Source organism: Streptomyces albidus (ex Kaewkla and Franco 2022) (assembly GCF_013870515.1).
Classification (GTDB): Bacteria; Actinomycetota; Actinomycetes; order Streptomycetales; family Streptomycetaceae; genus Streptomyces; species Streptomyces albidus.
Genome location: NZ_JACBXA010000339.1, coordinates 1 through 5055, shown reverse-complemented (window position 1 = coordinate 5055; position 5055 = coordinate 1). Strand labels below are relative to the sequence as shown.

The window sequence follows — 5055 nt, the reverse complement described above, 5'->3', positions numbered from 1 at the left end:
CGTCGTGGTCGTCGCCGCCGTGGGCATGGCGGCCGGTGCCGCACTGAGCGGCGGAGACGAGGGCGGCGAGGCCAAGGGCGGCTCCTCCGCCCAGCCGGACGAGGAGAAGAAGGCCCCGGCGGGGCCCGACCCGGTCAAGGCCCAGGCGCAGGATCTCGACAAGCTGCTCGCCGACAGCAACAACAGCCGTACCGCGGTGATCCGTTCGGTGGAGAACATCAAGGCCTGCCAGAAGCTGGGCCAGGCCGCCAGCGATCTGCGCGCCGCCGCCGGACAGCGAAACGGGCTCGTCAAGCGGCTCGGCGAGCTGGAGACCGACAAGATCCCCGCCAACGCCAAGCTGAAGACCGCCCTGACCCGGGCCTGGAAGTCCTCCGCTGCCGCCGACAACCACTACGCGACCTGGGCCGACCAGACCGCGCGCAAGAAGGGCTGCCGGAAGGGCAAGGCGAAGGTGACCGCTCACACCGGTGCGGGCACCCGCTCCAGCGGTGAGGCGACCACCGCCAAGAAGGAGGCGGCCGGGCTGTGGAATCCCACGGCACAGCAGTACGGGCTGAAGGAACGGCAGTTCGGCCAGCTTTGAGCCGGGTGCGGGCTTGCCCCCGCACCGCCGTTTCGTCGCAGGCCCGCGGTCTCACGGGAGACGCGGGGTCGTCACGACGCTGAAGGGCTGCCCTCCAGCATCTGCTGGACGTCCACGAAGCCGTCGTGCACAGCGGTCAGACGCCCGTCTCGCACCCGTTGATAGGTCACCTTCGCGTTGACGATGCGCGGGAAGTCACGCGCGGCGAGCATGTTGTCGTAACCCCAGCTCAGCTTCGGCGTCAGCCCGCCCGTGTCGAGCGCGTCGCCCTTGTCGAGCGTCTGCCGCACCGACTTGGCCGTGACGGATTCACCGTCCAGCGACTTCAGCACCTGACGCAGCACCGTGTAGGCGATCCACGTCGTCTGTACGCCGGGGTCGGAGCCGTCCACGCGGTTGTCGCCGAAGGCGTGCTCACGGATGACGTTCTTCATCGGATCCCAGCGCGCGTCCCCGGCGGGCGGATACCAGCCCGTCGCGTACGCGCCCTCCAGAGGGCTGCTGCTTCCGCCGGAGCGGTCCACCACCGACTGACGCAGACTGCCCAGCACGGACGCCGTGCGTACCTGCGGGGAGTTCTTCTGGAGCCGCCTGAAGGAGTCGAAGAAGGTGTCCGTGCGTCCGCCCAGCACGGCCGTGACGCAGGGGCCTGAAGCTGCCGCGACGGAACCCGAGCCTCGGATGTTCGCGCTGTCCAGCGCCCTGCGTGCCTGCCGTGAGTAGGCGGAGGCGTCCTCCGGTGCCCGTACGTCCGTGGCCCGGCCGCTGTCGCTGCCCGCCAGACCGGCGTTGATCAGTGCGGGCAGCTGGTCGCCGGCGCTGGTGTCCGGCCGTACCAGGGAGACGTGCGAGCAGCCGCCGGCGGCGAGCTGGCGTCCGTTCCCCGCCATGAGGGCGGGCAGACCGCCGTTGACGGGATAGGAGAGCGGGGAGCTGAACTCCTGGTTCGCGACGCCGTAGCCGCCGATGTACGGGATGCCCGCACCCTCCAGGGCGGACATGAACGAACGGCCGTGCTGGCTGTAGGAGCCGACGACCGCGACGACGCCCGCCTTGGTCGCCCGGCTCGCACAACGTGCCGCGCGCACGGTGTCGTTGTGATCGTTGCAGGTGAGGACCTCCAGGCGGCGGCCGTCGATGCCGCCCTCCTTGTTGACCCACCGCGCGTAGGCCTGTGCCATCGCAGGCATGCCCGGCATGTTCGTCGCCTTCGTGCCCTCCGGCGCCCACGTCATCACCTTGACCGGGGCGTCGTCGTCGGCCTGGGCGGTGCCGGGCAACACCCCGCAGCCGCTCAGCAGTACGGCGGAGGCGCTCAGGGAGGCGGCGGTGGCGAGAAGGGCGGGGCGGCGCCGAGCAGTCATGCCACCGCACGATTCCGGTCCGCCCGTAACTCACGGACCACGGTCGCCCAACTAACGGTGACGCCAGGGTGAACACCGGGGCACGTGCCGAGCGGACCGGAGGGGAACGTATGGTCGACGACCATGCAGCAAGGTTCCGTACAGCAAGGTTCCGCGAACTCTTCCCGTCGTGGCCCCCGGTCCACCACCATGGGCAGCATGCCCGTCCATGACATGCCCTGGTGGCGCTGGCGCAGCAACGTGCGCTCCGCGCTGCACATGCTCTCCGACCCCGACTTCCAGCGGGACTGCTGGGCGACAGGCCGTCCCGGCTACGGTGACGTGACCGACGCCGTCTACCGCCTCGTCGAGGACACCTGGCTGGACAACTGGTCCGCCGAGAAGTACGTCGGCACGATCTTCCGCGACTCCCAGGAGGCCGCGCTCGTCGACACCGCCGTGCTGCGCGTGCTCCGCATAATGCACCAGGTGGGCGCCGACGCCCCCGTCGTCTCCTACATGGAGCACCACGCCTGGCCCGAGGCCGTACGGGCCGCGCGCGACGCACACGTGCGCCTGGCCACGAACGACGAGGAGGACCCGAACGAGCCTCCGCGGTCCCTCGACGTGCTGGCGATCATGCTGCACTCCGTCTGACCGCTGGTCACGGCGTTCCCGGCCGTGTGCCAGTCTTGACCCATGAGCCAGCCGCACGCCGACAGCGCGGAGTCCCGCGCTGCTCGGAACCGCCCTGACGGACCCGCTCGTCGCGAGCGTGACGAGTTGAACGAACTGAACGAACCGGGCGGAGCTGGCGAGCTGCGTGAGCAGTTCATCCTCACGCTCTCCTGCCCGGACAAAAAGGGCATCGTGCACGCCGTGTCCAGCTACCTGTTCATGACCGGCTGCAACATCGAGGACAGCCAGCAGTTCGGGGACCACGACACCGGGCTCTTCTTCATGCGCGTCCACTTCTCCGCGGACGCCGGCGTGACGCTGGAGAAGCTGCGAGCGAGCTTCTCCGCCATCGGCGACTCCTTCCACATGGACTGGCAGATGCACCGCGCCGAGGAGCGCATGCGCGTGGTGCTGATGGTCAGCAGGTTCGGCCACTGCCTCAACGACCTGCTCTTCCGTTCCAGCAGCGGCGCACTCCCGGTCGACGTCGCAGCCGTGGTCTCCAATCACACCGACTTCGCCGAACTCGTCGCCTCGTACGGCATCCCCTTCCACCACATCCCCGTGGCGAAGGACCCCGAGGGGCCCAAGGCTGCTACCGGCGACGGCACCGCGGAGGCCGGGTACAGCAAGGAGGAGGGCGAAGCCCGGCTGCTGCGCCTGGTCGAGGACGAGAACGTCGAACTGGTGGTGCTCGCCCGCTACATGCAGGTCCTCTCGGACAACCTGTGCAAGCAGCTGTCGGGGCGGATCATCAACATCCACCACTCGTTCCTGCCGAGCTTCAAGGGCGCACGCCCCTACCACCAGGCGCACGCACGGGGCGTCAAGCTGATCGGCGCTACAGCGCACTATGTGACCGCCGAGCTCGACGAGGGGCCGATCATCGAGCAGGAGGTCGAGCGCGTGGGGCACGAGGCGTCCCCGGCCCAACTGGTCGCGGTCGGACGTGACGTGGAATGCCAGGCGCTGGCGCGAGCGGTGAAGTGGCACAGCGAACACCGCGTACTGCTCAACGGGCACCGCACAGTCGTCTTCACCTGACGCAGAGGGCTGCCGCCCGTCGGGGCCCCGGCCGTCCAGGAGGGTCGTTGTGCGCGGGGGCTACATCCGCGACAACGACGCGGCCGCGAACAGGACGTCGCGGATTGCCTCGCGGTCCCCGTCCTGCCCGGCTGCCGCCTCCAGGGGCGGCACGTGACCGGCGGCGAGCTGGCAGAACTCATAGCCGTCCAGCGCCACATGGGCGACCGTGTCCGCAGGGCGAGCACTCGCCGCGGGGGAATCCAGCGGGATGTACCAGTCGCCACCGCCGTCGCCCTCGACCTCCAGATGCAGTGCGCGCCCAGGTGTGCCGGCCGGTGCGAGCCGCTGCGGTGGGGAGGCGAGGCCTCTGCGGCGCCGCCACGCGATCGAACCGGGCAGCATCCGGGCGGCGAGGTCGACCATGTGGTGCATGTGCGCGCCCTGCGGTGCGTCGTACGGATAGTCGATGGCCTCGGCGATGTCCTCGGCGTGGACCCAGCACTCGAAGGCGCGGTCCAGCAGGGCGTCACGGACGGGGAGCGCGAAACCCCCGTAGGACACCTCGAGTTCGGCGACACCCTGCCCGGCGAAAGAGGCCGTACGGACCATCGCGTGACCCTGGTCCCGCCAGTGACCGCGGGCGCTGGGCGTACGGAGAACATCGGAGTCCGCGCGCCAGAACTCCTCGGTGCGCGCGGTGGGGCCCGCCGGCACTGCTCCTTGGGCACTCACCGCGCCGGCCGTCGCTGTGTGCTCCCCGCTGACACCGCTGCCGCCCCTGCCCTCGCCGTTCCCGTCGGCGTCGAGCGGGTCGGGAAGCCCGAGCGTGGCGGCCACCAGCCCGTCCACGGCCAGCAGATGGGCTATGACACCGGCGACCGTGGTCTCCCGCTCCGTCTGCTGCTGACCGTCGAACCAGCGCAGCAGCACCGGGGCCAGCCACTCCGCGTCCGCCATGTCCCGCAGGAGGGCGTCGAGTCGCGAGGTCTCCGCGTCGAAGGGCGCGGCCCACTCGGGGACGGGGACGCGCGGTGCACGCTTCACCATGCAGCCCTGGAGGACGCGTGAGCGGAGCATGGGATCCAGGTCCAGGCTGTCCTCGGGATGCAGCAGGCCGACCGCGTCCCGCAGCCGCAGCGCTTCCTCCGCGCACGTGCCGCAGTCGCTCAAGTGCCCTTCGACGGCTGCCGTCTCGTCGATCGAGCAGGCGGAGAGAGCCCACGCTCCCAGCAACGACTTGAGCACCCTGTGGTCGTACGCGGGCTGCTCGGACGGGATGTCCGGTGAGGGCGGGCCGCTCAGCCCGTACAGGTGCGGCAGCTCGGACAGGTCTGAGAGACCGGACACGTCGGAGGGTGCGGGCGTGACGGGCGGGAGTGCCGAGTCGTCCGCGGGGCTCCGTGGCGGAGGTATGCGAGCGGG

The 5055-nt window shown here is 70.3% G+C and carries 4 protein-coding genes and 1 pseudogene; 3 read left to right on the top strand and 2 right to left on the bottom strand.

Features of this window, described 5'->3' with window-relative positions:
• A pseudogene (locus tag H5J26_RS28265) lies at nt 1-586 on the top strand (hypothetical protein); the annotation flags it as partial.
• Between the two features lie 71 nt (nt 587-657).
• Here the strand turns inward: H5J26_RS28265 and H5J26_RS28260 are convergent.
• On the bottom strand, nt 658-1950 hold the full coding sequence (locus tag H5J26_RS28260) for an ABC transporter substrate-binding protein (RefSeq protein WP_181768808.1): 1293 nt from the start codon (nt 1948-1950) through the stop codon (nt 658-660).
• 123 nt (nt 1951-2073) lie between these two features.
• Between H5J26_RS28260 and H5J26_RS28255 the strand changes: the two genes are divergently transcribed.
• Both H5J26_RS28255 and purU read left to right on the top strand, forming a co-directional pair.
• Complete coding sequence (locus H5J26_RS28255; protein ID WP_181768807.1) at nt 2074-2586, top strand: SCO4402 family protein; 513 nt, start codon at nt 2074-2076, stop codon at nt 2584-2586.
• A gap of 42 nt (nt 2587-2628) precedes the next feature.
• Nucleotides 2629-3651 carry a formyltetrahydrofolate deformylase gene (purU, locus tag H5J26_RS28250; protein ID WP_181768806.1) on the top strand — a complete coding sequence of 341 codons (1023 nt, stop codon included), beginning with the start codon at nt 2629-2631 and terminating at the stop codon, nt 3649-3651.
• A gap of 60 nt (nt 3652-3711) precedes the next feature.
• Here the strand turns inward: purU and H5J26_RS28245 are convergent, their stop codons facing one another.
• Nucleotides 3712-5046, bottom strand: a complete 1335-nt coding sequence (locus H5J26_RS28245; protein ID WP_309238097.1) for an MDMPI N domain containing protein — start codon at nt 5044-5046, stop codon at nt 3712-3714.
• Nucleotides 5047-5055: the final 9 nt, after the last annotated feature.